22 protein-coding genes are annotated in these 23,978 nt (G+C 64.7%); 17 read left to right on the top strand and 5 right to left on the bottom strand.

Annotated features, from left to right (window positions below; translation table 11 throughout):
* Positions 1-2: 2 nt before the first annotated feature.
* Positions 3-776, top strand: coding sequence for a lipid-binding SYLF domain-containing protein (locus CHB73_RS05390; protein ID WP_089272875.1), 774 nt, complete (start codon positions 3-5; stop codon positions 774-776).
* Positions 777-779: 3 nt separating this feature from the next.
* Here the strand turns inward: CHB73_RS05390 and CHB73_RS05385 are convergent, their stop codons facing one another.
* The 3 genes from CHB73_RS05385 to CHB73_RS05375 form a co-directional block, all read right to left on the bottom strand.
* Positions 780-1,340 (bottom strand): DedA family protein, encoded by a 561-nt coding sequence (locus CHB73_RS05385; protein WP_089272873.1) that lies wholly within the window; start codon positions 1,338-1,340, stop codon positions 780-782.
* Positions 1,341-1,464: 124 nt separating this feature from the next.
* On the bottom strand, positions 1,465-1,734 hold the full coding sequence (locus CHB73_RS05380) for a twin-arginine translocase TatA/TatE family subunit (protein ID WP_089272871.1): 270 nt from the start codon (positions 1,732-1,734) through the stop codon (positions 1,465-1,467).
* Positions 1,735-2,004: 270 nt separating this feature from the next.
* The gene (locus CHB73_RS05375) at positions 2,005-2,643 is read right to left on the bottom strand and encodes a TetR/AcrR family transcriptional regulator (RefSeq protein ID WP_179216909.1); all 639 of its coding nucleotides are present in this window, start codon (positions 2,641-2,643) and stop codon (positions 2,005-2,007) included.
* A gap of 133 nt (positions 2,644-2,776) precedes the next feature.
* Here CHB73_RS05375 and CHB73_RS05370 point away from each other — a divergent pair, with 133 nt between their 5' ends.
* From CHB73_RS05370 to CHB73_RS05355, 4 genes are all read left to right on the top strand, one after another.
* Positions 2,777-4,252: a menaquinone biosynthesis decarboxylase gene (locus CHB73_RS05370; RefSeq protein ID WP_235641521.1), complete on the top strand. Its 1,476-nt coding sequence runs from the start codon at positions 2,777-2,779 to the stop codon at positions 4,250-4,252.
* Positions 4,253-4,484: 232 nt separating this feature from the next.
* On the top strand, positions 4,485-5,315 hold the full coding sequence (locus CHB73_RS05365) for an endonuclease (protein WP_089273399.1): 831 nt from the start codon (positions 4,485-4,487) through the stop codon (positions 5,313-5,315).
* Between the two features lie 79 nt (positions 5,316-5,394).
* Positions 5,395-5,961: a UbiX family flavin prenyltransferase gene (locus CHB73_RS05360; RefSeq protein ID WP_089272865.1), complete on the top strand. Its 567-nt coding sequence runs from the start codon at positions 5,395-5,397 to the stop codon at positions 5,959-5,961.
* Positions 5,962-5,971: 10 nt separating this feature from the next.
* Positions 5,972-6,652, top strand: a complete 681-nt coding sequence (locus CHB73_RS05355; RefSeq protein ID WP_089272863.1) for a metal-dependent hydrolase — start codon at positions 5,972-5,974, stop codon at positions 6,650-6,652.
* Here CHB73_RS05355 and CHB73_RS05350 read toward each other — a convergent pair.
* Together CHB73_RS05350 and uvrC are read right to left on the bottom strand one after the other, a co-directional pair.
* Entirely contained in the window at positions 6,649-8,421 is a 1,773-nt protein-coding gene (locus CHB73_RS05350; RefSeq protein ID WP_089272861.1) for a tetratricopeptide repeat protein, read from the bottom strand. The genes CHB73_RS05355 and CHB73_RS05350 overlap by 4 nt on opposite strands.
* Complete coding sequence (uvrC, locus tag CHB73_RS05345; protein WP_268806901.1) at positions 8,421-10,241, bottom strand: excinuclease ABC subunit UvrC; 1,821 nt, start codon at positions 10,239-10,241, stop codon at positions 8,421-8,423. The genes CHB73_RS05350 and uvrC overlap by 1 nt, the downstream gene beginning before the upstream one ends.
* A gap of 239 nt (positions 10,242-10,480) precedes the next feature.
* On the opposite strand from uvrC, the gene CHB73_RS05340 reads away from it, so the two are divergent.
* From CHB73_RS05340 to thrC, 12 genes are all read left to right on the top strand, one after another.
* The gene (locus CHB73_RS05340; RefSeq protein ID WP_089272859.1) at positions 10,481-11,926 is read left to right on the top strand and encodes an outer membrane homotrimeric porin; all 1,446 of its coding nucleotides are present in this window, start codon (positions 10,481-10,483) and stop codon (positions 11,924-11,926) included.
* A gap of 278 nt (positions 11,927-12,204) precedes the next feature.
* Positions 12,205-13,671 carry an outer membrane homotrimeric porin gene (locus CHB73_RS05335; RefSeq protein ID WP_089272857.1) on the top strand — a complete coding sequence of 489 codons (1,467 nt, stop codon included), beginning with the start codon at positions 12,205-12,207 and terminating at the stop codon, positions 13,669-13,671.
* Positions 13,672-13,845: 174 nt separating this feature from the next.
* A complete protein-coding gene (locus tag CHB73_RS05330; protein ID WP_089272854.1) occupies positions 13,846-15,324 on the top strand; it encodes an outer membrane homotrimeric porin in 1,479 nt (492 codons plus the stop codon).
* Between the two features lie 145 nt (positions 15,325-15,469).
* Positions 15,470-16,783 carry a histidinol dehydrogenase gene (gene hisD / locus CHB73_RS05325; RefSeq protein WP_089272852.1) on the top strand — a complete coding sequence of 438 codons (1,314 nt, stop codon included), beginning with the start codon at positions 15,470-15,472 and terminating at the stop codon, positions 16,781-16,783.
* A 20-nt stretch (positions 16,784-16,803) separates the two neighbouring features.
* Positions 16,804-17,712, top strand: a complete 909-nt coding sequence (locus tag CHB73_RS05320; RefSeq protein ID WP_089272850.1) for a phosphoribosylaminoimidazolesuccinocarboxamide synthase — start codon at positions 16,804-16,806, stop codon at positions 17,710-17,712.
* A 424-nt stretch (positions 17,713-18,136) separates the two neighbouring features.
* On the top strand, positions 18,137-18,457 hold the full coding sequence (gene rpsF / locus CHB73_RS05315) for a 30S ribosomal protein S6 (protein WP_089272848.1): 321 nt from the start codon (positions 18,137-18,139) through the stop codon (positions 18,455-18,457).
* A gap of 3 nt (positions 18,458-18,460) precedes the next feature.
* A complete protein-coding gene (gene rpsR / locus CHB73_RS05310; protein ID WP_089272846.1) occupies positions 18,461-18,721 on the top strand; it encodes a 30S ribosomal protein S18 in 261 nt (86 codons plus the stop codon).
* 11 nt (positions 18,722-18,732) lie between these two features.
* Positions 18,733-19,218, top strand: coding sequence for a 50S ribosomal protein L9 (gene rplI / locus CHB73_RS05305; RefSeq protein WP_089272844.1), 486 nt, complete (start codon positions 18,733-18,735; stop codon positions 19,216-19,218).
* Positions 19,172-20,635, top strand: a complete 1,464-nt coding sequence (gene dnaB, locus CHB73_RS05300) for a replicative DNA helicase (RefSeq protein WP_089272842.1) — start codon at positions 19,172-19,174, stop codon at positions 20,633-20,635. Before rplI ends, dnaB begins: the two co-directional genes overlap by 47 nt.
* 53 nt (positions 20,636-20,688) lie before the next feature.
* On the top strand, positions 20,689-21,984 hold the full coding sequence (locus tag CHB73_RS05295; RefSeq protein ID WP_089272839.1) for a phenylacetate--CoA ligase family protein: 1,296 nt from the start codon (positions 20,689-20,691) through the stop codon (positions 21,982-21,984).
* A gap of 4 nt (positions 21,985-21,988) precedes the next feature.
* Entirely contained in the window at positions 21,989-22,504 is a 516-nt protein-coding gene (locus CHB73_RS05290; RefSeq protein ID WP_089272837.1) for a DUF456 domain-containing protein, read from the top strand.
* 27 nt (positions 22,505-22,531) lie between these two features.
* Entirely contained in the window at positions 22,532-23,977 is a 1,446-nt protein-coding gene (thrC, locus tag CHB73_RS05285) for a threonine synthase (protein ID WP_089272835.1), read from the top strand.
* Position 23,978: the final 1 nt, after the last annotated feature.

The following is a 23,978-nucleotide window of genomic DNA, read 5'->3' as shown; positions in this document are numbered from 1 at the left end:
CCATGCGGACGCTGGCGCTGGCGTCCCTGCTCGGGCTGTGCGCCCTGCCCGTCATCGGCGCATGTGCGGGATCGGCCAGTCACCGCGCGGCCGCACCTGTCCAGACGCAACAGGAAGCCAGAAGGCGTTCGCCCGAAGCCGCGCTTGTGGAGCAGTCCGCGCACGCCCTGCGCGAAATCCGAATCGCCACGGCCGAGCGCGTGCTGGATGACGCCTTGCCCCTGGCCCGCGCGGTCGTGATCCTGCCCGGCGTATACCAGGCAGGCCTCATGTATTCCATCCACGCCGGAAACGGGGTGCTTGTGGCCCGCAGGCCGGACGGCGGCTGGGGCGCACCGGTGTTCGTAAGCGTCGCCGGAGCTGGCTACGGCTGGCAGGCCGGGCTGGAACGCTCGCGCGTGGTGCTTGTCATCACCGAGGAGGAAATGGTGGAACGGCTGCTTTCCGGCGCGTCGCTCGACCTCGGCGCTTCGGCGAAGTACGATGTGCTCGGCGTGCGGGAGGAAACGGGCGTTGGCAGGCTGACAACGGAACAGCCGGTCATGACCTTCGCCGATGGCGTCGGGATCATGGCCGGAGTGGCCTTTCGCGGCGGCGCGCTCAGCCTGGACCGAGGCCGCACCCGCACGTACCACGCCAACCCCGATCAGGAAGCGGAAGCAACGGCCCGAACCGCGAACGCGCCAGGGCTGGAGGTATTCGAACTCTGGGCGGCGCTGGGCGTCATCCCGGAACTTCCCGGCGAAGGAAACCGCTTCCGCAGGGCTAAGCCATAGCCCCTAGCAAATGGTCTTGCGCTTGCGGTTGCGCAACGTCTTGACGCCCCACACCGCGACGAGAACACACAACAGCCCTCCGGCGACCCACCACTTGGCCTCCTGAAGAAACCGCTCCAGCACGTCGCCCAGATAATAGCCGCCAACGCCGAAGGAGACGGCCCAGATGACCGCGCCGATGCCGTTCAGGCAGAAGAAACGCAAGGGCGGAATGTTGGAAATGCCAACGGCGAATGGCGTCACGTTGCGGAAGCCGTAGAAGAAGCGAAACGACACCAGCACCAGCACCTGATGTTTCTCCAACAGGCGATGCACCTTCTCGATCCGGCATTCCCACTTCTTGAGCCGCTTTTCAAGAAAGCGCTTGTTGTAGCGGCCGATATAAAAGGCGGTCTGGTCTCCGGCGAAGCTGCCGAGAAAGGCCGTGAGAATGGCCAGGGGCAAGGACAAATGTCCGTTGTAGGCTGCAAATCCGGCAATGATGAGGATCGTCTCGCCCTCAAGAAAGGTTCCGATGAACAGGGCGAGATAGCCGTAGGTGGACAGAAACGACGTCAGATCCATCCGTGCGGCCTCCGACGGAACGCGGCAGGACCGCAAGCCAGTTCACCGGGCACGCGCGTCAAATTGGCACGCTGTCCCAAGGCACGGCCCGCAACAGTGTTCAGGCGGGACATGACGGCGGCCACTAGGCGCTCTTCTGCTCCTGCTTCGGAGCCTCCGCCTGGGCGGAGGTCTGGGCAGGCTGCACAGGCTGCTGGGCGGCGGGTTCCGGCTGGGCCGACTGCTTCGGGGCCGCGACCTTCACCTCGTCCTGCGCAGACAAGGCCGACTTGAACTCGCGGATGGTCTTGCCCATGTTCGCGCCGATCTGCGGCAGCTTGCTCGGGCCAAACACCAACAAGGCGATGACCAGGATCAACAACAAATGCTGGGGCTGCAAAAGTTCGCCAAGCATGTTTTCCTCCAAGGGGAATGACTGGGTGTATACTAGCCCAGCCCCAAGAATTTGTAAAACACCAACTGCGGCGGTTCGGGAAGCGCGGCTCCGTCCCGCCTCGGGTCGCACGCAACGCATCTTGTTCATTTATGGTGGGGCGTATGGGCCGGAAGTCAAGAGCGTGTGGCGCAAGGACACCCTCCTCAAGCCTCCGCCAGGCCCCCTGTCGTCGCAGACGAGGGCTTGGCGAAGGGAGGGGCGAAGGGCGGCAACGAAAGATGGAGGGGGCTAGCCGTGCTCGGCCATGCGGGCGATGCCCGCCAGGGAGAAGCGGTGGATGAAATCCGCAACGTACTCGACGCCGAGTTTGTCCAGGCTGATGTCCGGGTACATCTGGCGGATGAATTGCTTGGCGTTCTCGAACAGAATGCAGTGGCCCACCACCCCGGCGGCGCAAAGGTGCACGGTGCGGGCATCGGCCGTGGGCATCATCTCGCGCAGTATGCCCAGCAGCACCTCGTGGTGCGGGGTGATGAAACGCTCGGTGACGATGCCGAAGTCCGGCGAAGGCTCGATGAACTCGCCGCTCAACAACTGGCCGAGCTTCTCGTTCACAGGGTCTCCATCGCCCATGACCCGGTACAGCAGCGAGCGGATGTAGGCCTTGAGGCGGTCTTCTGCCGGAGCGTCCTGCCCAAGGCCCATGAGCACGGGGAACTGGTCCTGCGCCTTCTCAAGAAAGTCCATGAGCACGGCCATGAACAGCTTTTCCTTGCTGCCGAAATGGTAGTTCACCGCTGCCACGTTGGCCCCAGCCTGCGCGCATATGTCGCGCACGGTGCTCTCCTTCACCCCGCGCCGGGCGAAATGTTCCCGGGCTGCGGCGAGGAGCCTCGCCTTGGTTCCAGAATCGGGCTGTACGGTCATGGCTGCCTCCCGGCAAAATTGAACGCACGGCTCTCTCACCATCGCGTGCGTTAAACAATGTTTAAATTCTTGTTTTCCACTTGTCAAGCCCAGGTCACTGGCTCCCTTGTCAGGCGCGCCGCCCCTTGGTAGTGTGCGACAAACGCAAACCTGCGAGGACTCCATGCCCTACAAGGATTTACAGGACTTTCTCAAACATCTGGAACGCGAAGGGGAGCTTAAACGCATCGGCGCGGAGCTGGACCCGAAGCTCGAAATCGCCGAGGTCACGGACCGGGTGAGCAAGAAGTTCGGCCCGGCCCTGCTCTTTGAAAAGGCCAAGGGCGCGCGCTTCCCGGTGCTCACCAACATGTACGGCTCGTACAAGCGCATGAACATGGCGCTGGATTCCGACAACCTGGACGAGCTGGGCGAACGCATCCATCAGTACCTGGAGATCGAGCGGCCCGACGGCATCATCAAGAAGCTGCAGATGATCCCCAAGATCTCCAAGCTCGCCAACATCTTTCCCGACCACGTGAAGCGCGGCTGCTGCCAGGACGTGGTGTTGACGGGCGAGCAGGTGGACCTCGGCATCATGCCGGTCCTGACCACCTGGCCGGGCGACGCCGGGCCGTTCATCACCCTGCCCGTGGTCTTCACCAAGAATCCGGAGACAGGCGTACGCAATGCGGGCATGTACCGTATGCAAGTGTACGACAAGAACACCACCGGGATGCACTGGCACCGGCACAAAGGCGGGGCGTACCACTACCATCTGGCCGAAAAGCTCGGCAAGCGGCTGGAAGTGGCCGTGGCCATCGGCCCTGACCCGGCCGTGACCTACGCGGCCACCGCGCCCATCCCGGACGAAATCGACGAAATGCTCTTTGCGGGCTTTTTGCGCAACCAGCCGGTGGAACTGGTCAAATGCAAGACAGTGGACCTTGAAGTGCCCGCAACCAGCCAGTTCGTGTTGGAGGGCTACGTGGATCCGGGGGAGCGCCGCCGCGAAGGCCCCTTCGGCGACCACACGGGCTACTACTCCCTGGCCGACGACTACCCGGTCTTCCACGTCACGGCCCTCACCCACAGGAACGACGCCATCTACCCGGCCACGCTCGTTGGGCCGCCGCCCATGGAGGACTGCTTCATCGGCAAGGCCACGGAGCGCCTGTTCCTGCCGCTGATCAAGAAGCAGCTGCCCGAGGTGGTGGACATGAACCTGCCCCTTGAAGGGGTGTTCCACAACCTCTGCTTCGTCTCCATTGACAAGCGCTACCCCGGCCAGGCGCGCAAGGTCATGTACGCCCTGTGGGGCATGGGGCAGATGATGTTCACCAAGATCATCGTGGTGGTGGACAAGAACATCAACGTGCAAAACGTGTCCGAGGTGCTCTGGCGCATCGGCAACAATGTGGACCCCAGGCGCGACATCGCCATCCTGGAAGGCCCGCTGGACGCGCTTGACCACGCCTCGCCGCTGGCCTTCTATGGCGGGAAAATGGGCATCGACGCCACCAAGAAGGGCCCGGAGGACGGCCACCACCGCCTGTGGCCCGACTCCCTGCGCATGGACCCTGGCGTGAAGTCCAGGGTGGACGCGCTCTGGGGGCAGCTGGGGCTGTAGGACCCGGCATCGCCTCATGTCCACCCTCCGGGGGCCAAAGGGCTTCGCCCTTAGGAATCCCGCCAAGGGTGGGGAGCGCCTCGTCCAGCAGTCGCGCCTGATTCTGCCGCAACCGTAACGACCTGCCCCGCGCTCCGGAGCTTTGCTCCGGAGCGCGGCCAACGGGTCCAGGGGCGCGCCCCTGGCCGCCGGAGGCATCCCCCACACCCCCTGTCCCCCAATGACACACGCCATGCCCCACCAATCGCCCCACCGCACCGCACCGTCTTCCCGTCGCCTGGCCACGCTGCTGGCGTCTCTTGTGGCCGCGCTCCTGCTCGCCTCCTGCGGCGAGCCGGACACAAAGCCCGCCAAGGAGAGGCCCGCCGCCGAGGCCGCGCGCGGCAACACCCGCGAACAGTCCTTCCAGGACGCCAAGCGCGCCCTGCTCCGCCATGTGTACCACGACCACCGCGTGACCTTCTATTGCCTGGCCGTCTTCGACGCCAAGGGCCAGGTGACGCCGCCGCCGGGGTTCCATACGCCCAAGCACAAGGCGCGCGCGGAGCGCATCGAGTGGGAGCACGTGGTTCCAGCGGAGAACTTCGGCCGCAGCTTTGCCGAGTGGCGCGACGGACACCCAGACTGCCTGGACGCGCGCGGGCCGTTCAAGGGCAGGAAGTGCGCGGAGCGGGTGAACGCGGAATACCGGCTCATGCAGGCGGACATGTACAACCTGTACCCGGCCATCGGCGCGGTGAACGCCATGCGCAGCAACTACAACTACGCCATGCTGCCCGGCGCAAAGGAGACCTTCGGGCCCTTCGGCATGAAGATCGAGGGCAACAAGGTGGAACCGCCGGAACACGCGCGCGGGGCCATCGCCCGCACGGTCAAGTACATGGCCTGGGCCTACCCGCGCTTCACGCCCAGCCGCCAGCAGCAGCAACTCATGGACGCCTGGGACCGCATGTACCCTGTGGACCAGTGGGAATGCGAACGGGCCCGGCGCATTGAGGCCATCCAGAGCAACGAAAATCCGGTGGTCAAAGGCCAGTGTCGCGAGGCCGGGCTCTGGCCATAGGGCCGGGCGCGTTGCAAACGGAGCCGGGTTCCCGTATCCTTGCACATGCCGGGCGCAGGCCGTCCGCACAAGGGGAGCCATGAACGCACGACGCATCCTTCTCGCCGTCACCGGAGCCAGCGGCCCGCAGTACGCCTTCGCCCTTGCCCGGGCCCTGTCCGGCCGCCAGGACATCGAACTGCACCTCATCCTCTCCGAGGCCGCTCGGCAGGTCATCGGGCTGGAAACGGACTTCGCCCCGGACGAACTGGCCGCGCTGGCGCACAAAACCTATTCCGAGAAGGACATCGCGGCGGGTCCGGCCAGCGGCTCCTGGCTGCACGCGGGCATGATCGTGTGCCCCTGCTCCATGGCCAGCCTTGCGGCCATCGCCCAGGGCTTCGGCACCAACCTCATCCACCGCGCGGCGGACGTGACGCTGAAGGAAGGCAGACGGCTGGTGCTGGTGACCCGCGAAACCCCGCTGAACCTCATCCACATCAAGAACATGCTGGCGGCCAAGCAGGCCGGGGCGGACATCGTGCCCGCTTCGCCAGGGTTCTACCACAAGCCCAGGACCATAGAGGACCTGGTGAACCATCTGGCCGGGCGCATTCTGGACCAACTGGGGGTGGAGCACAGCCTGTTCACCCGCTGGGGAGACTAAGGAGGACGCCATGCGGCTGACCTGGTTCGGGCATTCCAATTTTCTGCTTGAGGCGGACGGCAAGCGCGTGCTTGTGGATCCCTTCTTCGAGGGCAACCCCAGCGCGCCCATGAAATGGCAAGACCTTGGCGCGGTGGACGCGGTGCTGGTGACCCACGACCACGGCGACCACCTGGGCCAGGCGGTGGAGATACGCGCCGCCCACGACGCGCAGCTTGTGTGCATCTTCGATCTGGCCACGCGCCTGCGCGGCGACGGCGTGCCCGCGGACCGGCTGCTGGGCATGAACATGGGCGGCACGGTGGACGCCGCCGGCGTACGCGTGAAGATGGTCCAGGCCTTCCACTCCGCCCAGACCGGCGCGCCCGCCGGGTACATCATGACCTTCCCCGGCGGCTTTTGCGCCTACCACGCTGGCGACACCGCGCTCTTCTCGGACATGAAGCTCTTCCGCCGCTTCTTCGACATCGACTTGGCGCTTTTGCCCATGGGCGGCTGGTTCACCATGGACGCCACCGAGGCGGCGGTCGCCTGCTCGTTTCTGGGCTGCCGGAACGTGGCCCCCATGCACTGGGGCACCTTCCCCATTCTGGCCCAGAACACGGACGCCTTTGCCGCGGCCCTGAAGGAGCACGCCCCGGACACGGCGCTGGTCCAGGTGCGCCCCGGCCAGACCGTGGACGTGGATTAGGGCAGGCTTGGGGCCGGGGCTTCCAGCCGCCGGACTCCGTCGAGCCCGTTGGGGTTGCCGGGAGCGACCGTGAGGCTCATGCGGTAGAGCCCAAGCGCCCGGTCCCGCTGGCCCAGGACCTCGGCCAACTTGGCCCAGTCCAGCCACGCGTCCAGCTTCCCCGGCTCAAGCTCCAGGCAGCCCAGATACAAGACCTGGGCCTCGCCGGAGCGGCCCAGCCGGGCCAGGCAGTGGGCCATGGCCCGCATGGCCTCGTATTCCTTGCCCACGCGCTTCATTTCCGGCCGCGCCCGCGTCAGAAAGTCCAGGGCCTCGTCGAAACGCTCGCCGCGCATACACAAAAGCCCTAGGTTGTACAGACAGGCATCATAGGTGGGGTGCAGCCGCAGGGCCTCGCGGTACAACTCCTCGGCGGCCGCGTCGTCGCCCTCGGCGACCTTGATGCCGCCGTAATTGTTCAGCACCACATGGCTCTTGCGCGTCACGCGCAGGGCCTGCTCATAGATGGTCGAGGGCGTGGCCCAGGTGGCCAGTTGCCGCTGCTGGACAAGGGTCAGCGCCGCAAGGGGCGCAAGCAGGGCCAGACAGAGTGCCACGCGCGCCCAGGGCCTGCGCAGGGCCGAAAACGCCTCGGCCACCAGGCAGCCCAGGGCCAGGTACAGGCCAAGAAACGGCACGTAGGCCCAGCGGTCGGCCATGGCCACATGCATTCCCACCCTGGGCGGCATGATCACCGGAATCAGCGCGCACAAAAACCACAGCCAGCCCACCAACAGATACGGGCGCCTGCGAACCTGCCAGACGCAGAGGGCCGTCAGCCCCAAGACAAGGCCCTGGCCCCCTAGGCTGTGGGCCAGGGGCACGCTCTCCGGAAAGGGGTAGACAAGGGCCTGATTGGACGGCCAGACCAGCAGCTTCAAGTACCCCGCGCAGGAGGCCAAGGCGTTGGCGACCTTGAGCCCCAGGCCGGGGTCCAGACGGTCGAAGGTCTGCATATGCGTGGAGAGCGCCACGAACGCCGCCAGCACGCCCAGGGCCAGCAACAGCGACTTCTCGCGCACCCTGGCCGCCAGTTCGCGCCAGTCCGGCAGGACGCCCCCTTTGGCCGCGCCCAGGCGGCGCAGGGGCCAGAAGTCCAACAGCACGAGCAGCCCCGGCAGGGTCACCAGCATGGGCTTGGCCATGAGGCTCAGCACATGGGCCGCGTGCAGCCCGGCGTTGAGAGAGGCGCGAGGCCTGCGCGCCCAGCCTATATATATATGGATGGCCGCCAGCCCGAAGAAGGTCGAAAGCATGTCCTTGCGGGCGGAGATCCAGGCCACGGCCTCCACATGCGCCGGATGCACGGCCAGAAGCGCGGCCGCGAGCAGCGCCGCGATCCGGCTGTCCGAAAGGCGCAGCACCAGCCAGAAGAACAGAACCACGTTGGCGACATGCCAGGCCAGGTTCACCAGGTGGAAGCCCCCGGCCCAAAAGCCGAAGGCCTGCGCATCCAACACGAAGGACAAGGTCACCAGCGGGCTCAGGTAGCCGGTGTTGTCCGGCACGAAGGCGCGTCGCACCGTGTCCCAGGACAGGCCGGAGAGCACCAGCCGGTTCTCTGTGACGTACACCGAATCGTCCAGGTTGCAGAAGCCGAAGAAGCCCACATCGCGGTAGGCCAGCACGGCGGCGGCGACGGCCAGCAGGCAAAACAGAAGCGGCCAGCGCGGGGCGCAAGCGGACAGCGGTCCTGGCGCCTGGGGGACAGGGGGGGGCGTATGGGACATCAGGACTCCTGACGGGACGTTTCGGCCTGCGCGCCATCAAAAGCCTGGCGCAGGCGCGCGGCCTTGGCCGGGCCGAGGCCGGGCACGGCGGCCAACGCTTCCACGCTGGCTGCGCGGATGGCCTTCACGCTGCCGAAATGGTCGAAGAGGTGTCGCGCGGTCTTGGGGCCAACGCCGGGCAGGGCCAACAGCTCCCCGGACAGGGACCGCCTGCGCGTGGCCGCCCTGCCCCTGCCGATGACGAAGCGGTGGGCGGCGTCGCGCACGCGTTGCAGAAAAAGCAGGGCCGGACTGCCCGGCTTGAGGGCCACGGGGTTGCGCCTGCCTGGGCGGAACACGCGGTCCTCCAGCTCGCCCGCGCGGCGGCTCGGCCCCTTGGCGATGGACGCGCACTCCAGGGGCGTGTCCGGCAGGGCCTGGGCCAAGGCCGCGGTCACTGCGGCAAGCTGGCCGCGACCGCCGTCGATGAGCAGCAGATCCGGCCAGGGCGGCCCGGACTGGGCGCGCCGCTCGGCCCACTGGGCCAGCGCGGCGTAGTCGTCGCCGCTGCCCTCCACGCCGGGCAGGGCATAGGTGCGGAAGTCCTCCTTGCGCTCTTCCCCGTTCTCGAACACCACCACCCCCGCGCGCACCCCGCTGCCGCCCAAATGCGAGATGTCCACGCACTCCACGCGCAACGGCGGCCCCGGCAAGCCCAGGGCCTGTTCGAGAACGGAAGCCACGTCCTGAACGCCGTCCGTACGGTGGGCCGTGCGCGCCAGATTGAGCGCCAGGTCCAGCAAGCGGCGCTCGTCGTCACCGCGCGGGGCCGAGACCCGGCACGGACCTCCCCGGCGCTCGGCGAGCACCTCGGCCAGTGAGGTGGTCTCCGGCGGGTGCGACAGGACCACGCGGCCGGGAATGTAGCGCTGCGCGCCATAGAACTGGGCGAGAAAGCTCTCCAGTGCGTCTGCGGCCTCACTCGCGCCGAGGCCGGACCAATGGAAGGTCTTCTGCTCAAGAAGCTTGCCCCCGCGCACGAACAGCAGGCCCACTCCAAGCCCTTCCTCCGCCAGTTGGGCCACGGCGACCACGTCGCGGTCCAGGGCGTCGCGCAGCACCGAGGCCTGGCTCTCCAGCGTGGCCTCAATGGCGCGGATCTGATCGCGCAGGCGCGCCGCGTCCTCATACCGCATGTCGCCCGCCGCCTTGTCCATGCGGCGGCGCAGGTCGCGCACAAGGGACTGCGACCGGCCAGAGAGAAACTGCTCCACCTGCCGCACGAGGGCCATGTATTCGTCCCTGTCCACGGGAAGCACGCAGGGGGCCAGGCACTGGTCCAACTGGAAATACAGGCAGGGCCGCACGCGGTTCTTGAACACCGTGTCGGAGCACTTGCGCAGGCGGAATATGCCCCCTACCAGCTTCTGCGTGGCCCGGGCGGCCGAGGCCGAGGCGTAGGGACCGAAATAGGCGGAGCCGTCGCGCACCACGTGGCGCGTCATGGTCAGGCGGGGGAAGGCCGCAGCCTTGTCCAACCGGAACAACAGGGAGCGCTTGTCATCGCGCAGGACGATGTTGTAGCGCGGCCGGTGCTTCTTGATGAGGCTTTCTTCCAGCAGCAGCGCCTCCTTTTCGGTGGAGACGAGCAGAAAATCCACACGGGCGATGCGCGCCACAAGCGCCCGCGTTTTCGGGGAGTGATCGGCACCGGCGCGAAAATACGAAGACAACCTTTTGCGCAGGCTCACCGCCTTGCCCACATAGATGATGCGCCCGGAATCGTCCTTCATCAGATAGACGCCGGGGCTATCGGGATAGTCTTTGGCTATGAATTCCACAAGGTTCCGTGTCGATTGCGGGGCATAAAGGTTACAGAAGCATGTCGCCTTGCGGCCTGTCCAACCTACCCAAAGGCCATACGCAGCGCAAAGAAAAAAAACTGGACGGTAAAATTTTTTTGACCCAGTCGTGATTTTCTGCCTCCAAAACCTTGCGTAGCGGGAAAAATACGGATAAAGACTGTTCGTCAAGATATGGCAAAGGCTCGCTCTCAACGATTCAAGCAAAGGAAGGAAACATGAAAAAGAGATTCGCTCTCTCTCTGGCCCTGGTGGCCGGCCTCGTCATGGGCGCCACCACCGCCAACGCGGCCAGCATCAAGGCCACCGGCGCCTGGCAGGTCGATGCCGCTTTCACGGGCGACAACGACTTCAACCGTCAGACCAAGGACAACAGCTTCTCCATCGGCCAGCGCATGCGCACCGCCTTCCAGTTCATCGCCAACGAGAACCTGAAGGGCGTCCTCGAGACCCAGATCGGCACCAACTCTTGGGGCAATGGCCTGTACCAGATCAGCGCCGGCCGCACCCCCAACGCCACCGCCACCGGCTCCCTGTCCGCTGGCAACGGCAACCTGATCCTGCGCAAGGGCTACCTCGACTTCAACTGGCCCGACACCAAGGTGAAGTTCCTGGTGGGCTACCAGAGCCTGACCCTGCCCGCGGCCTTCGGCGGCGGCAGCGCCATCCTGGACGACCACGTTGCCGGCGCTGCGGCTATCGTGCCCGTCACCGACAACATCAGCCTGGTCGGCGGCTTCGCCCGTCCCCTGGACTCCAACAACTTCGGCGCCACCGCCAACATCAACTACGCTGGCACCAGCACTGACGCCGCGTTCCTGTACGCCAACCTGGACTTCACCGGCTTCAAGGTGCAGCCCTTCTTCGCCTACGCCTACGCTGGCGCGAACACCGTCAACACCGGTGTCGGCGCCAACCAGCTCTCCGGCATGAAGACCCTGGACACCGCCACCGCGTACGGCACCCGCGCGTACTGGGGCGGCGCCGCCTTCACCATGACCGCCCTTGATCCCTTCAAGGTTGTGGCCGACTTCAACTACGGCCGCGCCACCAACGACAGCGCCGCCACCAACGGCGGTTCCGGCCGCAGCGGTTGGCTGGCCGACCTCGCCGTCGACTACACCGGCCTGTCCTTCATGACCCCGAGCGTGTTCTTCGCGTACAGCTCCGGTGAAGGCAAGGACGGACAGAAGTCCGAGCGCATGCCCTCCATGTCCGGTGAGAACTGGGCCTACGGCACCTTCTGGATGCAGGGCGGCGACACCCTGGCCAATTCCTACACCGCTCCCGGCGGCGCTGGCACCGACAACACCAGCAACCTGGGCTTCTGGGCTGCCGGCCTGTCCTTGAAGGATATCAAGTTCATCGACAAGCTGTCCCACACCTTCCACTTGATCTACTTCAAGGGCACCAACGACAAGGACGTTGTCGGCAAGATCGGCACCACCGGTTACGGCAACATGCTGACCACCAAGGACTCCCTGGTCGAAATCGACCTGAACAGCAAGTACCAGATCTACGAGGAGCTCTCCCTCGGTCTGGAACTCGGCTACATCAACGCCGACTTCGACAAGGACGTTTGGGGTCCTGTCATGGGTGGCGACCGCGACAAGCTGAGCAAGGACGCCTACAAGGCCACCTTCATGCTCAACTACAGCTTCTAGTCCCGGGCAAGCCAATGATTCAGGCCGACGCCGCAAGGCGTCGGCCTTTTTTTTGGGGCTTTTTCGGCTAACGGCTACGGCGAACCGAATACGGCCTGACTGGTGCACTTCATATCAATTTTGTAACCTCATCGTCACAGGTTCAAAAAAGGATACGATAAAAAAAATTGAACCCGAGTCAATATTTCTCTTGCAAACCATGGAACCATTGGGATAGACCTGTTCTGCAAGCATGCGTCAGGGTGGTTTACGTAACCGCAAAAGAGGGAAGGATAACAATGAAAAAAATGAAGATGCTTGGATTGGCCTCCTTGTTCGTCCTGGGCTTCACCGGCTTTGCCCAGGCGGCCGAGATCAAGGCCACCGGTGCGTTCCAGATCGATTCGTACTGGAACAATTCCATGAACTTCACGACCCTGGACAAGGACAAGAGCTTCCACATCGAGCAGCGGATCCGCACCGCCTTCCAGTTCATCGCCAACGAGAACCTGAAGGGCGTCCTCGAGACCCAGATCGGCTCCAACTCCTGGGGCAATGGCCTGTACCAGATCAGCGCCGGCCGCACCCCCAATGACACCGCCACCGGCTCCAACAGCGCAGGCAACGGCAACATCATGCTGCGCAAGGGCTACATCGACTTCAAGTGGCCCGACACCAAAGTGAACTTCCTGGTGGGCTTCCAGACCGTGGCGCTTCCTGCCGCCTTCGGCGGCGGCAGCGCCATTCTGGATGACCAGGTGGGCGCGGCCGTGGTGAGCACCCCCATCACCGACAACGTGAAGCTGCTGGCCGGTTACGCCCGTCCTTACGACGCCAACAACTTCGGCTCCACCGCCAACGTTGCTGGCAACGGCACCCAGGGTGACGTGGCCTTCGCCGCCGTGCCGGTCGACTTCTCCGGCTTCAACATCACCCCGTTTGCCGCGTACATGTACGCTGGCCGTCAGGCTGCTGGCACCAATGCCGGCCCCGCCACCACCATCGGCTTCAACAGCTTTGGCGCCAACGCCTCCGTGGGCGCCCGCGGTTACTGGGGCGGCGTCGCCTTCACCATGACCGCCCTTGAGCCCTTCAAGGTCATGGCCGACTTCAACTACGGCAAGGTCACCTACAGCAACTACACCCTGCCCGATTCCACCGACGGTGGCCGCCAGGGCTGGTTGTTCGACCTGGCCGTGGACTACACCGGCCTGTCCATGATGACCCCCGAAGTGTACTTCGTGTACACCTCCGGCAACGGCAAGAATGACGACAAGGACGGCCGCATGCCGGTGATGGGCAACCCCCAGAGCTGGACCATCAACAACTCCTTCTTCTTCTCCGACCGCAACCTGATCAGCGGCAACAACACCAACGCCAATGGCGGCTCCAACGGCGGCGGCACCCGCAACAGCATGGGCTTCTGGGCCACCGGCTTCGCCCTGAAGGACATCAAGCTGTTCGACAACTTCAGCCACACCGTGAACGTGATGTACGTGAAGGGCACCAACGACCACGACGCCATCGCCCGCTCCGTCAACCGCAACTACGGCGTGATGCTGACCGACAAGGACAGCCTGTTCGAGATCGACCTGCAGAACAAGTACAAGATCTACCAGGGTCTGGATCTGATCCTCGACCTCGGCTACATCAACGCCGACATCGACAAGGACACCTGGCGCCAGGTCAACGCCAACTACGGCAACGACGACATGCTGACCAAGAACGCGTACCGCGTGGCCCTCGGCCTCAAGTACACCTTCTAGTTCATCACGAACCGCCTGACGCTCACTTCGGGGCCGGAACGAAAGTTCCGGCCCCTTCGTTTTTTTGCTGCCTCAGCATATTTGCATTTCATCCTTGATTTTCCACACGTTTCAAGTTAGGAGTGTTTACTTACATTGCGACTGTTTCAAATCTCGTGGCGAGGAGAATTTTGCATGAAACGGATGACATCGTTGGCTGCGGCGGTCCTGCTGGCATTGGGGCTTTGTTCGGTTGCGCAGGCTGCTGATATCAAAGCCAGGGGCTACTGGTGGATTGAGGCGGTGAGCCGCTCCAACTGGGACTTCAACGCATCCCGGTCAAACGCCTTCTCCATAGAAGAAAAGCTGCGCACGGCTTTCACCTTCACGGCCAACGAAAACCTGCGCGGCATTCTGGACACCCAGATCGGCACGCAGAACTGGGGTGCTGGTCTCTACCAGATCAGCGCCGGACGCACCCCCAACAGCACCGCCACCGGCGCAAACGGTGCAGGCAACGGCAACATCATGCTGCGCAAGGCCTACATCGAATACAAATGGCCGGAAACCGCCACCAACATCTCGGTAGGCTTTCAAACGGTGACCCTGCCCGCGGCTTTCGGCGGCGGCAGCCCCATCCTGGACGACCAAGTGGCTGCGGCCGTGGTCAGCACCCCGCTTACCGACTCCGTCAGCCTGGTCGCCGGGTACGTGCGCCCGGCCGACAGCAACAACTTCGGCTCCACCGCCAACATTAACGGCACCGGCACCTCGGCAGACGCGGCCTTCGCCATGCTGCCCATCAAGACCCAGACCATGAACATCACGCCCTACGGCATGTTCCTGTATGCCGGATCCCAGGCCGCCGGGACCAATTCAAACCTCAACTCCGCCACGCTGCTCGGCCTCGCCGGCCCCAACAGCTCCACCAGCGAAGGCGTTCGCGGCTACTGGGGCGGCGCGTCCTTCACCATGATCCCGGAAGAGCTGCCCCTTAAAGTCATGGCTGACTTCCACTACGGCAAGGCCACCTACACCAACTATTTCAACAACACCAAGGACGGCGGCCGCGCTGGCTGGATGGCCGATCTGGCCGTGGACTACACCGGCCTTTCCTACATGACGCCCGAGGCCTACTTCGTCTATTCTTCCGGCGAATCCGGACAAAATCCGGACCGCTCCGGCCGAATGCCCGTGGTGGGCGTGCCGCAGAACTGGAGCGTGGGAACAGGCTCCTTCTTCTTTGGCGAACGCCTGGAACTCGCGGGCTCCATCAACAACCCTTCGGGCTACACGCTCTTCACCCTGGGCTACTGGGCCGCAGGCGTCGCCCTTAAAAACATCTCCTTCGTGGACAAGCTCTCCCACGATCTGAACATTCTCTACGCCAAGGGCACCAACAGCGCAGACTATCTGAAAAACACCGTAAACCTTCGCGGCGTGAACTACGCGGGCTTTCTCACCGAAAAGGATTCCCTCTGGGAAGTGGACCTGAACTCCCGCTACAAGATCTACGACGAGCTGACAGCATACCTGTACCTGGGCTACATCAACTCCCACTTCGACACCGCCACCTGGGGGGCCAGCGCCGTTACCAACGCGGGCAACATTGCCGCCAGCGGAAGCAGCGGCAACGCCTACAAGGTCGGCGTTGGCCTGAACTACTTCTTCTAGCCGCTGGCTTGCATGACCTCTCAAGGGCTCGGACATCTGGTCCGGGCCCTTTTTCTTCCTGCAGGGGCCTGCCTCGACTTTTGCCGCCGCTTCCGCTAGCATGACGCCAGTCTCATTCGTCCCACACCGAATCCAGAGGTTCCACATGCCCTGCCGCATCCTGCGCGTTCCCGCCGAGATGGACGTGGACGCCCTGCTCTCCTGGCTTTCCGGACGCAAGAATCCCGGAAATGACGTCACCGCGCGCGTGCGCGACATCCTCGCCGATGTGCAGCAACGCGGCGATACAGCCCTGCGCGACTACACGCGCCGCTTCGACGCCCCAAATTTGCCCAGCCGCTTCCGCGTTCCCCACCGCGACATTGCGGCGGCCCTCAAAAGCGTGGCCGCGTCCGATCTGGACATCCTGCGCGAGGCCATCGCCCGCGTGCGCGACTTCCATGCACGGCAGGCCGAACAGTCCTGGTTCACCACCAGCGCCGACGGCACCGTGCTCGGGCAGATGGTGCGCCCCGTGGACCGCGTGGGCCTGTACGTGCCCGGCGGCCAGGGTGGCGAAACTCCGCTCATTTCCAGCCTGATCATGAACGCCGTGCCCGCCCAAGTGGCCGGAGTGACCGACATCGCCGTCATCTCCCCGCCGCGCAAGGATTCGACGCTCAACCCGTATATTCTCGCCACGGCAGCACTCCTCGGCCTCACGGAGATCCACCGCGCGGGCAGCGCCTGGGGCATCGCAGCGCTGGCCTACGGCACCGCGTCCATCCGCCCCTGCGATGTCATCGCCGGGCCAGGCAACATCTACGTTGCAACGGCCAAGGCCTTGCTCGTGGGCGAGGTCGGCATCGACATGATCGCCGGGCCGAGCGAAATCACCATCCTGGCCGACGAGAGCGCAGACCCGGAATACCTGGCCGCGGACATGCTCTCCCAGGCCGAGCACGACCCCCTCGCCGCCGCCATCTGCATCACCACAAACCCGAAACTTGCCACGGCCCTGCGCAGCGCCTTGGACAGACAGCTTGCGACACTGCCACGCCACGAGCTGGCCCGGCGCTCCCTCAAGGACTGGGGCGCCATCCTCGTGGCGGACGACACGGAGGCGGGCATCGAGCTTGTGAACCGTTTGGCCCCGGAACACCTGGAGCTGGCGGTTGCCGACCCCTTTGCCCTGCTGGGAAAAATCCGCAACGCCGGGGCCATTTTCCTGGGCCACCACTGCCCGGAGCCCGTGGGCGACTATTTCGCCGGGCCAAACCATGTGCTGCCCACCCTGGGCACGGCGCGCTTCTCCTCGGCGCTCTCCGTGCAGAGTTTTTGCAAAAAATCGAGCATAATCGCCACGTCCGCAGCCTATGTGACGGAGCACGGCGGCAAGATCGCCCGGCTGGCGCGGCTGGAGGGGCTGGAGGCCCACGCACGCAGCGTCGAGGCCCGGCTGAAGCCCGACGCCAACTAGACACAACCACGGAGACCCAAATGGAAAGCGTCATCACCACCGACATCACGGAACTGCCCCTCCTCTCCCGCGGCAAGGTGCGCGACATCTACGAGGCCGGGCCGGACAGCCTGCTCATCGTCACCACGGACCGCATCTCCGCCTTCGACGTGATCATGGACGACCCCATCCCACACAAGGGCGTTGTGCTCAACCAGATCACCCTGTTCTGGATGGACATGTTCAAGGACCTGGTGGAAAATCATCTGCTTGCCACCGATGTACGCGACTTCCCCAAGGTTCTCGCCCCGCACGCCTCCATGCTGGAAGGCCGCAGCGTGCTTGTCAGGCGCGCCAAACCGCTGGCCATAGAGTGCATCGTGCGCGGCTACATCACCGGCTCAGGCTGGAAAGACTACCTCAAAAGCGGCAGCGTGTGCGGACACGCCCTGCCCAAGGGGCTGCGCGAAAGCGACAAGCTCGAAAAGCCGCTGTTCACCCCCTCCACCAAGGCGGAACTGGGCGCGCACGACGAAAACATCTCCGTGGAAGAGGCCATGCGCATCACCGGGCCGCTTCTTGCCAACACGGCACAGGAGCTGGCCCTGGGCATCTATTCCAAAGCCCGGGACTACGCCGAAAAGCGCGGCATCATCATCGCGGACACCAAGTTCGAATTCGGTACCGTACAGAACGGCGGCCAGGAGAAGCTCATCCTCATCGACGAGGTGCTGACCCCGGACTCCTCGCGCTTCTGGCCCATGAGCGACTACGCCCCCGGCCGGGGCCAACAGAGCTTCGACAAGCAGTTCCTGCGCGACTGGCTGGAGGAGATCAAGTTCGACAAGCGCCCCCCAGCGCCCAAGATCCCGCAATCCATCATCGACCAGACCCGCGCCAAGTACCTGGAAGCCTTCCGCCTGCTCACCGGGCGCGAGCTGGCCGTGTAGCGCGGCGCACCGCAAGGAGGCCCCATGGACGCCAACATCTGGATTCTCGTGGCCATCGTTGTGGGCTGGGTGGTGCTTTCCCGGCTCATCCCCGGCGTGGGCTGAGGCCCCAAGAAGCAGTGCGGCTGGACGCCGCCCAAGGATGCAAACAAGAAACGGCCCGAGGACAAGGTGCAATAGCCCATGCTGACCACGATCCTGCTGGTGTTTGTGGTGGCCATCGCCGGTTATGCGGCGTTCCGGCTCGTGCCGCCAAGCCTCGGGCTTCGGGGCTGAGCGGCTCCGGAGCGGCGCGTCCGTGAGACGGCCGATGACCAGGACAGGCCCGGCAAGGCTTGACAGAAGCAGGAGCCTGGCGTAAGAGCACCCCTCTACCTTGCTCTTCCCCCGTGCGGGAAGGGCCAAAGACCAAAAGGAGCACCACATGCTGAATCACTACGAGACTCTTGTGCTCATGAGTCCGGAGCTGACCGAGGAGAACCGCAAGGAGATCCTGGGCAACCTTTCCGGCGTCATCGAGCGCGACGGAGGCAAGATCGGCCTCGTCGACGACTGGGGCGTGCGCACCCTGGCCTACCCCGTGCGCAAGCTTACCCGCGGACATTACGTGCGCCTGGACTACACCGCTCCCGGCGCCGCCGTGGCGGAACTGGAGCGCAACATCCGCATCACCGACGGCCTGTTCAAGTTCGTCACCGTCCGTCTTGACGAGGCGCCCGAGGCGCCCAGCACAGAGGAGGCCTAGACCATGGCGTTCCGCAAAAAGTTCACCCCGAAGCGCAAGTTCTGCCGCTTCTGCGCCGACAAGAATCTGCCGCTGGACTACAAGCGCCCGGACATCCTGCGTGACTACATCACCGAGCGGGGCAAGATCATCGCCCGCCGCATCACCGGCACCTGCGCCAAGCACCAGCGCAAGCTCACCACTGAGATCAAGCGCGCCCGGCAGATGGCTTTGCTGTTCTACACCACCGTGCACAGCACGGACGTCAAGAAGAAGACCGTCTAGGAGGCATGACCATGAAACTCATACTGCGCGCCGACGTGGACACCCTGGGGCGCCTGGGCGACATCGTCGCGGTCAAGCCCGGCTTTGGACGGAACTACCTGATCCCTCAGGGCCTTGCCATGCAGGCCTCCGAGGCCAACCTGAAGCAGTTCGAACTGGAGCGCAAAAAGCTGGCCGCACAGGCCGACTCGCTGCGCGCCGAGGCTTCCACCCTGGCCGAGAAGATCGCCGCCGCCAAGATCGTCATCACCGTCCGTGTGGGCGAAGGCGACAAGCTGTACGGCTCCGTCACCGCCCAGAACGTGGCCGACGCCCTGGCCGAGCAGGGCATCGAGATCGACCGCCGCAAGATCGAGCTGCCCGAGGCCATCCGCGCCCTGGGCGACTTCGAGGTGGATGTGCGACTGCACCCCGGCGTCACCGGCACGCTCAAAATCAGCGTGATCAAGCATGGCCAGCAGCAGGAAGCAGAGCCCGAGCAGCAGCCCGAGGCGTAACCGCCAGGGCAATGCTCAGGAGGACGGCGCAGAGGCCCTTGAACGGGCCTCCGCCGCTCTTTCGCGCAACATCCCCCCCCAGAACCTTGAAGCCGAACAGGCGGTTCTCGGGGGGGTTTTTCTGCGCAACTCGCTGTTCCATTCCCTGGTGGACGTCGTCCGTTCCGACGACTTCTATTCCCCCGCGCACCGCATCATCTTCAGGGCCTTCGAGGACCTCTACGCCCGAAACGCGCCGGTGGACCTCATCACGGTCACCGAATACCTGACGCAAAGCCAGGTGCTGGACGACATCGGCGGGCCCGTATACCTGGCGGAATTGGCCAATTCCCCGGTCAGCGCGGCCAACGCGCTCTTCCACGCGGGCATCGTGCGGGACAAGGCCGTTGCGCGCCGCCTCATCGAGACCGCCAGCGACATCATCGGCAACTGCTACGACAACCAGGATATCGAAGGCTTGCTGGACAAAAGCGAGCAGGCGATCTTCCAGATTTCCGACGTGCGCAGCAAGGCCACGGTGCATTCCGGCAAGGAGCTGGTGGACCGGGTCTTCAAGGAGCTGGAGAAGCGCGTGGGACGGCAGGCGCTGGTCACCGGCACCACCACGGGCTATGAAAAGCTCGACGAGATGACCGCGGGCCTCCAGAACTCGGACCTCATCATCGTGGCGGCCCGCCCCAGCATGGGCAAGACGGCCTTTGCCCTGAACCTGGCGCTCAACGCCGCTACCAAGGGCGAAATCGCCGTGCCCACGGCCATTTTCTCGCTGGAAATGTCCATGGACCAGATCATGATGCGCCTGCTGTGCTGCCAGGGCCGCGTGGACCAGACCAACCTCAGGCGCGGCAGCATCGACGACCAGGACTGGGCCAAGCTCTACGACGCGGCAAACATCATCTCCAACGCGCCCATATTCGTTGACGACACGGCCGCGCTGTCCACCATGGAGCTGCGCGCCCGTTGCCGCAGGCTGAAAAGCGAGCACGGCCTGGGCCTGGTGGTGGTGGACTATCTCCAGCTCATGCGCGCCAGCCGCGACATCGACTCCCGCGAGCAGGAAATTTCTGACATTTCGCGCAATTTGAAGGCGCTGGCCAAGGAGCTGAACATCCCGGTCATCGCGCTCTCCCAGCTCAACCGCAAGGTCGAGGAGAGAGGCGACAAGCGCCCCATGCTCTCGGACCTGCGCGAATCCGGCGCAATCGAGCAGGACGCCGACGTCATCATGTTCATCTACCGCGACGAGGTCTACAACAAGAAGGAAGGCAACCCCAAGGCCGGGGTGGCCGAAATCATCATCGGCAAGCAGCGAAACGGACCCGTGGGAGAAGTGGAGCTGTTCTTCAAGAAGCAGTACAGCAGGTTTGAAAATCTCAACACGATGGCGTACCCTTCGGAGTACTTCACGTCCAGTTGACCGGCGCAGCGCGCCTTGTTTCGACCAAACCGAACGCTTCACCAGGGGGGGAGATGTACTACGAAGCCGCAGAGGGCCTGGCCCGCGAATCGCTTGAGAAGTTGCAGACCGAACGCCTGAAACGCACCATCGCCACCTGCCTGCGCTCCCCGTTCTATTCCGGCCGCCTGGGCGCGCTGGGCCTCACCCCGGACGATTTCAACTCGCCTGCCGACATCCGCAAGCTGCCCTTCACCACCAAGGACGACCTGCGCGCCAACTATCCCTATGGGCTCCTCTGCCAGCCCATGGACCACTATGTGCGTCTGCACGCCTCAAGCGGCACCACAGGCACGCCCACGGCCATCTTCTACACCCAAAACGACCTGGATTCCTGGGCGGGCCTGGTGGCGCGCTGCATGTACGCCGTGGGCCTGAGGAAAGGCGACGTGTTCCAGAACATGAGCGGCTACGGCCTGTTCACGGGCGGGCTTGGCATCCACTACGGAGCGGAACGCCTGGGGCTGTTGACCGTTCCGGCCGGCGCGGGCAACTCCAAGCGGCAGCTCAAGCTCCTGCGCGACTTCCACGTCAGCGGCGTGCACATCATCCCTTCCTACGCGCTGCACTTCGCCAGCTTCCTCAAGGAAGAAGGCGTCGACCCGCGGAGCCTCAACTGGCGCATCGCGCTCATCGGCGCGGAGCCGCACACCGAGGAGGCCCGCCAGCGCATTCAGGACCTGCTGGGGCTCAAGGCCTTCAACTCCTACGGCATGACCGAGATGAACGGACCCGGCGTGGCCTTCGAGTGCGAGAAGCAGGCCGGAATGCACGTGTGGGAGGACGCCTACATCGCGGAGATCATCAACCCCGAGACCGGCGAACCCGCAGCCGAAGGCGAAATGGGCGAGCTGGTCATGACCACGCTTTGCCGCGATGGAATGCCCATTCTGCGCTACCGCACCCGCGACCTCACCCGCTTCATACCCGGCGCGTGCGCCTGCGGCCGCACCCACCGCCGTATCGACCGCATTACCGGCCGCGCCGACGACATGCTCATCATCAAGGGGTGCAACATCTACCCCATGCAGATCGAGCAGGCGCTCATGAGTATGCCCGAGGTGGCGCAGAACTACCTCATCGAGCTCTTCAAGGAGGGCGAGATGGACCAACTGCGCGTAAAGGTCGAGATCAAGGACGAATTCTTCGTGGAGGACATGCGCGCGCTCACCGGCTTGCAGAAGAAAATCGCCGCGCGCCTGCGCGACGAGATCCTTGTCACCCCGCGCGTGGAGTTGGTGCAGCACGACTCCATCCCCAAGGGCGAGGGCAAGGCCGTGCGCGTGGTGGACCTTCGCGCCAAGCAGTAGGCCGATGCTGGACGCCGTGGCCGGACTGGCCCTGGGGCTGGTCCTCTTCGCTCTGCTCTGGCTCAATTTGCTGTCCCTGCCGGGCAACTGGCTCATGCTCGGCGTGCTGGCCCTGCTGGCCGCTTTCGGTCCGGAAGGCCGCATCACCTGGTCCTTCGTGGGCATGATGAGCCTGCTCGCCCTGCTGGGCGAGGGCATCGAGTTCGTGGCGCAGATAATAGGCGGCAAGCGCGGCGGCGCCAGCGGCGCTGGCAATTTCGGGGGCGTCGTGGGCTCCATAGCCGGGGCGATCCTAGGCGCGCCCTTTGGCCTGGGCCTGGGCGCCATCGCCGGGGCGCTCGTCGGCGCGTGGCTCGGCTGCTTCGCAGTGGAGCGCCTGCGCCGGGAATCGCACGCGCAGGCGGCGCAGGCGGCCTGGGGATCCTTCTGGGGCCGCAGCCTGGGCCTTGTGGGCAAGGCCGCAGTCGGCGCCGTCATCATCGTCATGAGCGTCGCCCGTTTCACCAGCCAGGCCGCGTAAGGCGGCACACATATTCAAGGAGCATACATGTCCGCCAACACCTTCCCTTCCTATCGCGGCCGCATGGAATACGTCTGTCTGGGCTGCGGCGCGCGCTTCGGCATCGACGAACTGCACTACACCTGCCCCACCTGCGGCGGCGTGTTCCTGCTGACGGACACCACCTTCGACACCCTCAAAAAGACCAGCGGCGCACAGTGGCGCGCCCTTTTCGACGCCCGCGCCGCCAGCAAGAACCCCGCCCTGCGCGGCGTGTTTCGGTTCTACGAGCTGATGGCCCCGGTGCTGGAAGAAGATGACATTCTCTACCTGGGCGAAGGCAACACGCCCATCGTGGACTCCCCCCCTGCCCTGCGCCAGGAACTGGGCCTTAAGACCGCGTACAAGAACGACGGCCAGAACCCCAGCGCCAGCTTCAAGGACCGTGGCATGGCCTGCGCCTTCAGCTTCCTGAAGTCGCTCATCCGCCGCAAGGGCTGGACCGACGTGCTGGCCATTTGCGCCAGCACCGGCGACACCAGCGCCGCGGCATCCCTGTACGCCTCCTACCTGGGCGGCGCGGTCAAGAGCGCCGTCATTCTGCCCGCCGGAAAGGTGACGCCGCAGCAGCTGGCCCAGCCCCTTGGCAGCGGCGCGGTGGTGCTTGAGGTGCCCGGCGTGTTCGACGACTGCATGAAGGTGGTGGAGTTCCTCGCCGACAACTACCGCGTGGCCCTGCTCAACTCCAAAAACGCCTGGCGCATCCTTGGCCAGGAGTCCTACGCCTTCGAGGTGGCCCAGTGGTACGATTGGAACATGGACGGACTGTGCGTGTTCGTGCCCATCGGCAACGCGGGCAACATCACGGCCATCATGGGCGGCTTTCTCAAGCTGCATGAGCTGGGCGTCATCGACGCCTTGCCCCGCGTGTTCGGCGTGCAGTCGCACCATGCCGATCCCGTGTATCGGTACTACGCGGCCGACGCTGGCTCCCGCCAGTTCCAGCCCGTGGCCGTCACCCCCAGCGTGGCCCAGGCCGCAATGATCGGCAACCCGGTGAGCTTCCCCCGCGTGAAGCACTTCGCCGAGCGCTACGAGGCCATTGGCGGCGAGAACGCCTTCCAGGTGGTCCAGGTCACCGAGCAGCAGATCATGGACTCCATGATTGAGGCCAACCGGCACGGGCACATCGCCTGCACCCAGGGCGGAGAATGCCTCGCCGGGGCCCGCCGCGCAAAGGAACTGGGGCTTGTCAGCGCCCAGGAGACCCTCGTGCTCGACGCCACGGCGCATCACCTGAAGTTCATCGGCTTCCAGGACATGTACTTCGAGAACAGCTTCCCGGCGGAATTCGGCGTGACGCCCCGCCCCGAACTGGCCAACAGGCCCAAGCTCGTCATCACCCAGGCCGAAAAGGACGCCCTGGCCGCGCCGGACTACGTGGCCAAGGCCGCGCAGAACGTGGTGGAGCGCCTGGGGCTGGCCAGGAAATAGC

Source organism: Humidesulfovibrio mexicanus (assembly GCF_900188225.1).
Lineage (GTDB): Bacteria > Desulfobacterota > Desulfovibrionia > Desulfovibrionales > Desulfovibrionaceae > Humidesulfovibrio > Humidesulfovibrio mexicanus.
This window is presented reverse-complemented; position numbering and strand designations above follow the sequence as displayed.

Coding starts and splice junctions, on each gene's coding strand:
- CHB73_RS05390 (WP_089272875.1), top strand. CDS start 3: ATGCGGACGCTGGCGCTGGCGTCCCTGCTCGGGCTGTGCGCCCTGCCC.
- CHB73_RS05385 (WP_089272873.1), bottom strand. CDS start 1,340: ATGGATCTGACGTCGTTTCTGTCCACCTACGGCTATCTCGCCCTGTTC.
- CHB73_RS05380 (WP_089272871.1), bottom strand. CDS start 1,734: ATGCTTGGCGAACTTTTGCAGCCCCAGCATTTGTTGTTGATCCTGGTC.
- CHB73_RS05375 (WP_179216909.1), bottom strand. CDS start 2,643: ATGACCGTACAGCCCGATTCTGGAACCAAGGCGAGGCTCCTCGCCGCA.
- CHB73_RS05365 (WP_089273399.1), top strand. CDS start 4,485: ATGCCCCACCAATCGCCCCACCGCACCGCACCGTCTTCCCGTCGCCTG.
- CHB73_RS05360 (WP_089272865.1), top strand. CDS start 5,395: ATGAACGCACGACGCATCCTTCTCGCCGTCACCGGAGCCAGCGGCCCG.
- CHB73_RS05355 (WP_089272863.1), top strand. CDS start 5,972: ATGCGGCTGACCTGGTTCGGGCATTCCAATTTTCTGCTTGAGGCGGAC.
- CHB73_RS05350 (WP_089272861.1), bottom strand. CDS start 8,421: ATGTCCCATACGCCCCCCCCTGTCCCCCAGGCGCCAGGACCGCTGTCC.
- CHB73_RS05340 (WP_089272859.1), top strand. CDS start 10,481: ATGAAAAAGAGATTCGCTCTCTCTCTGGCCCTGGTGGCCGGCCTCGTC.
- CHB73_RS05335 (WP_089272857.1), top strand. CDS start 12,205: ATGAAAAAAATGAAGATGCTTGGATTGGCCTCCTTGTTCGTCCTGGGC.
- CHB73_RS05330 (WP_089272854.1), top strand. CDS start 13,846: ATGAAACGGATGACATCGTTGGCTGCGGCGGTCCTGCTGGCATTGGGG.
- hisD (WP_089272852.1), top strand. CDS start 15,470: ATGCCCTGCCGCATCCTGCGCGTTCCCGCCGAGATGGACGTGGACGCC.
- CHB73_RS05320 (WP_089272850.1), top strand. CDS start 16,804: ATGGAAAGCGTCATCACCACCGACATCACGGAACTGCCCCTCCTCTCC.
- rpsF (WP_089272848.1), top strand. CDS start 18,137: ATGCTGAATCACTACGAGACTCTTGTGCTCATGAGTCCGGAGCTGACC.
- rpsR (WP_089272846.1), top strand. CDS start 18,461: ATGGCGTTCCGCAAAAAGTTCACCCCGAAGCGCAAGTTCTGCCGCTTC.
- rplI (WP_089272844.1), top strand. CDS start 18,733: ATGAAACTCATACTGCGCGCCGACGTGGACACCCTGGGGCGCCTGGGC.
- dnaB (WP_089272842.1), top strand. CDS start 19,172: ATGGCCAGCAGCAGGAAGCAGAGCCCGAGCAGCAGCCCGAGGCGTAAC.
- CHB73_RS05295 (WP_089272839.1), top strand. CDS start 20,689: ATGTACTACGAAGCCGCAGAGGGCCTGGCCCGCGAATCGCTTGAGAAG.
- CHB73_RS05290 (WP_089272837.1), top strand. CDS start 21,989: ATGCTGGACGCCGTGGCCGGACTGGCCCTGGGGCTGGTCCTCTTCGCT.
- thrC (WP_089272835.1), top strand. CDS start 22,532: ATGTCCGCCAACACCTTCCCTTCCTATCGCGGCCGCATGGAATACGTC.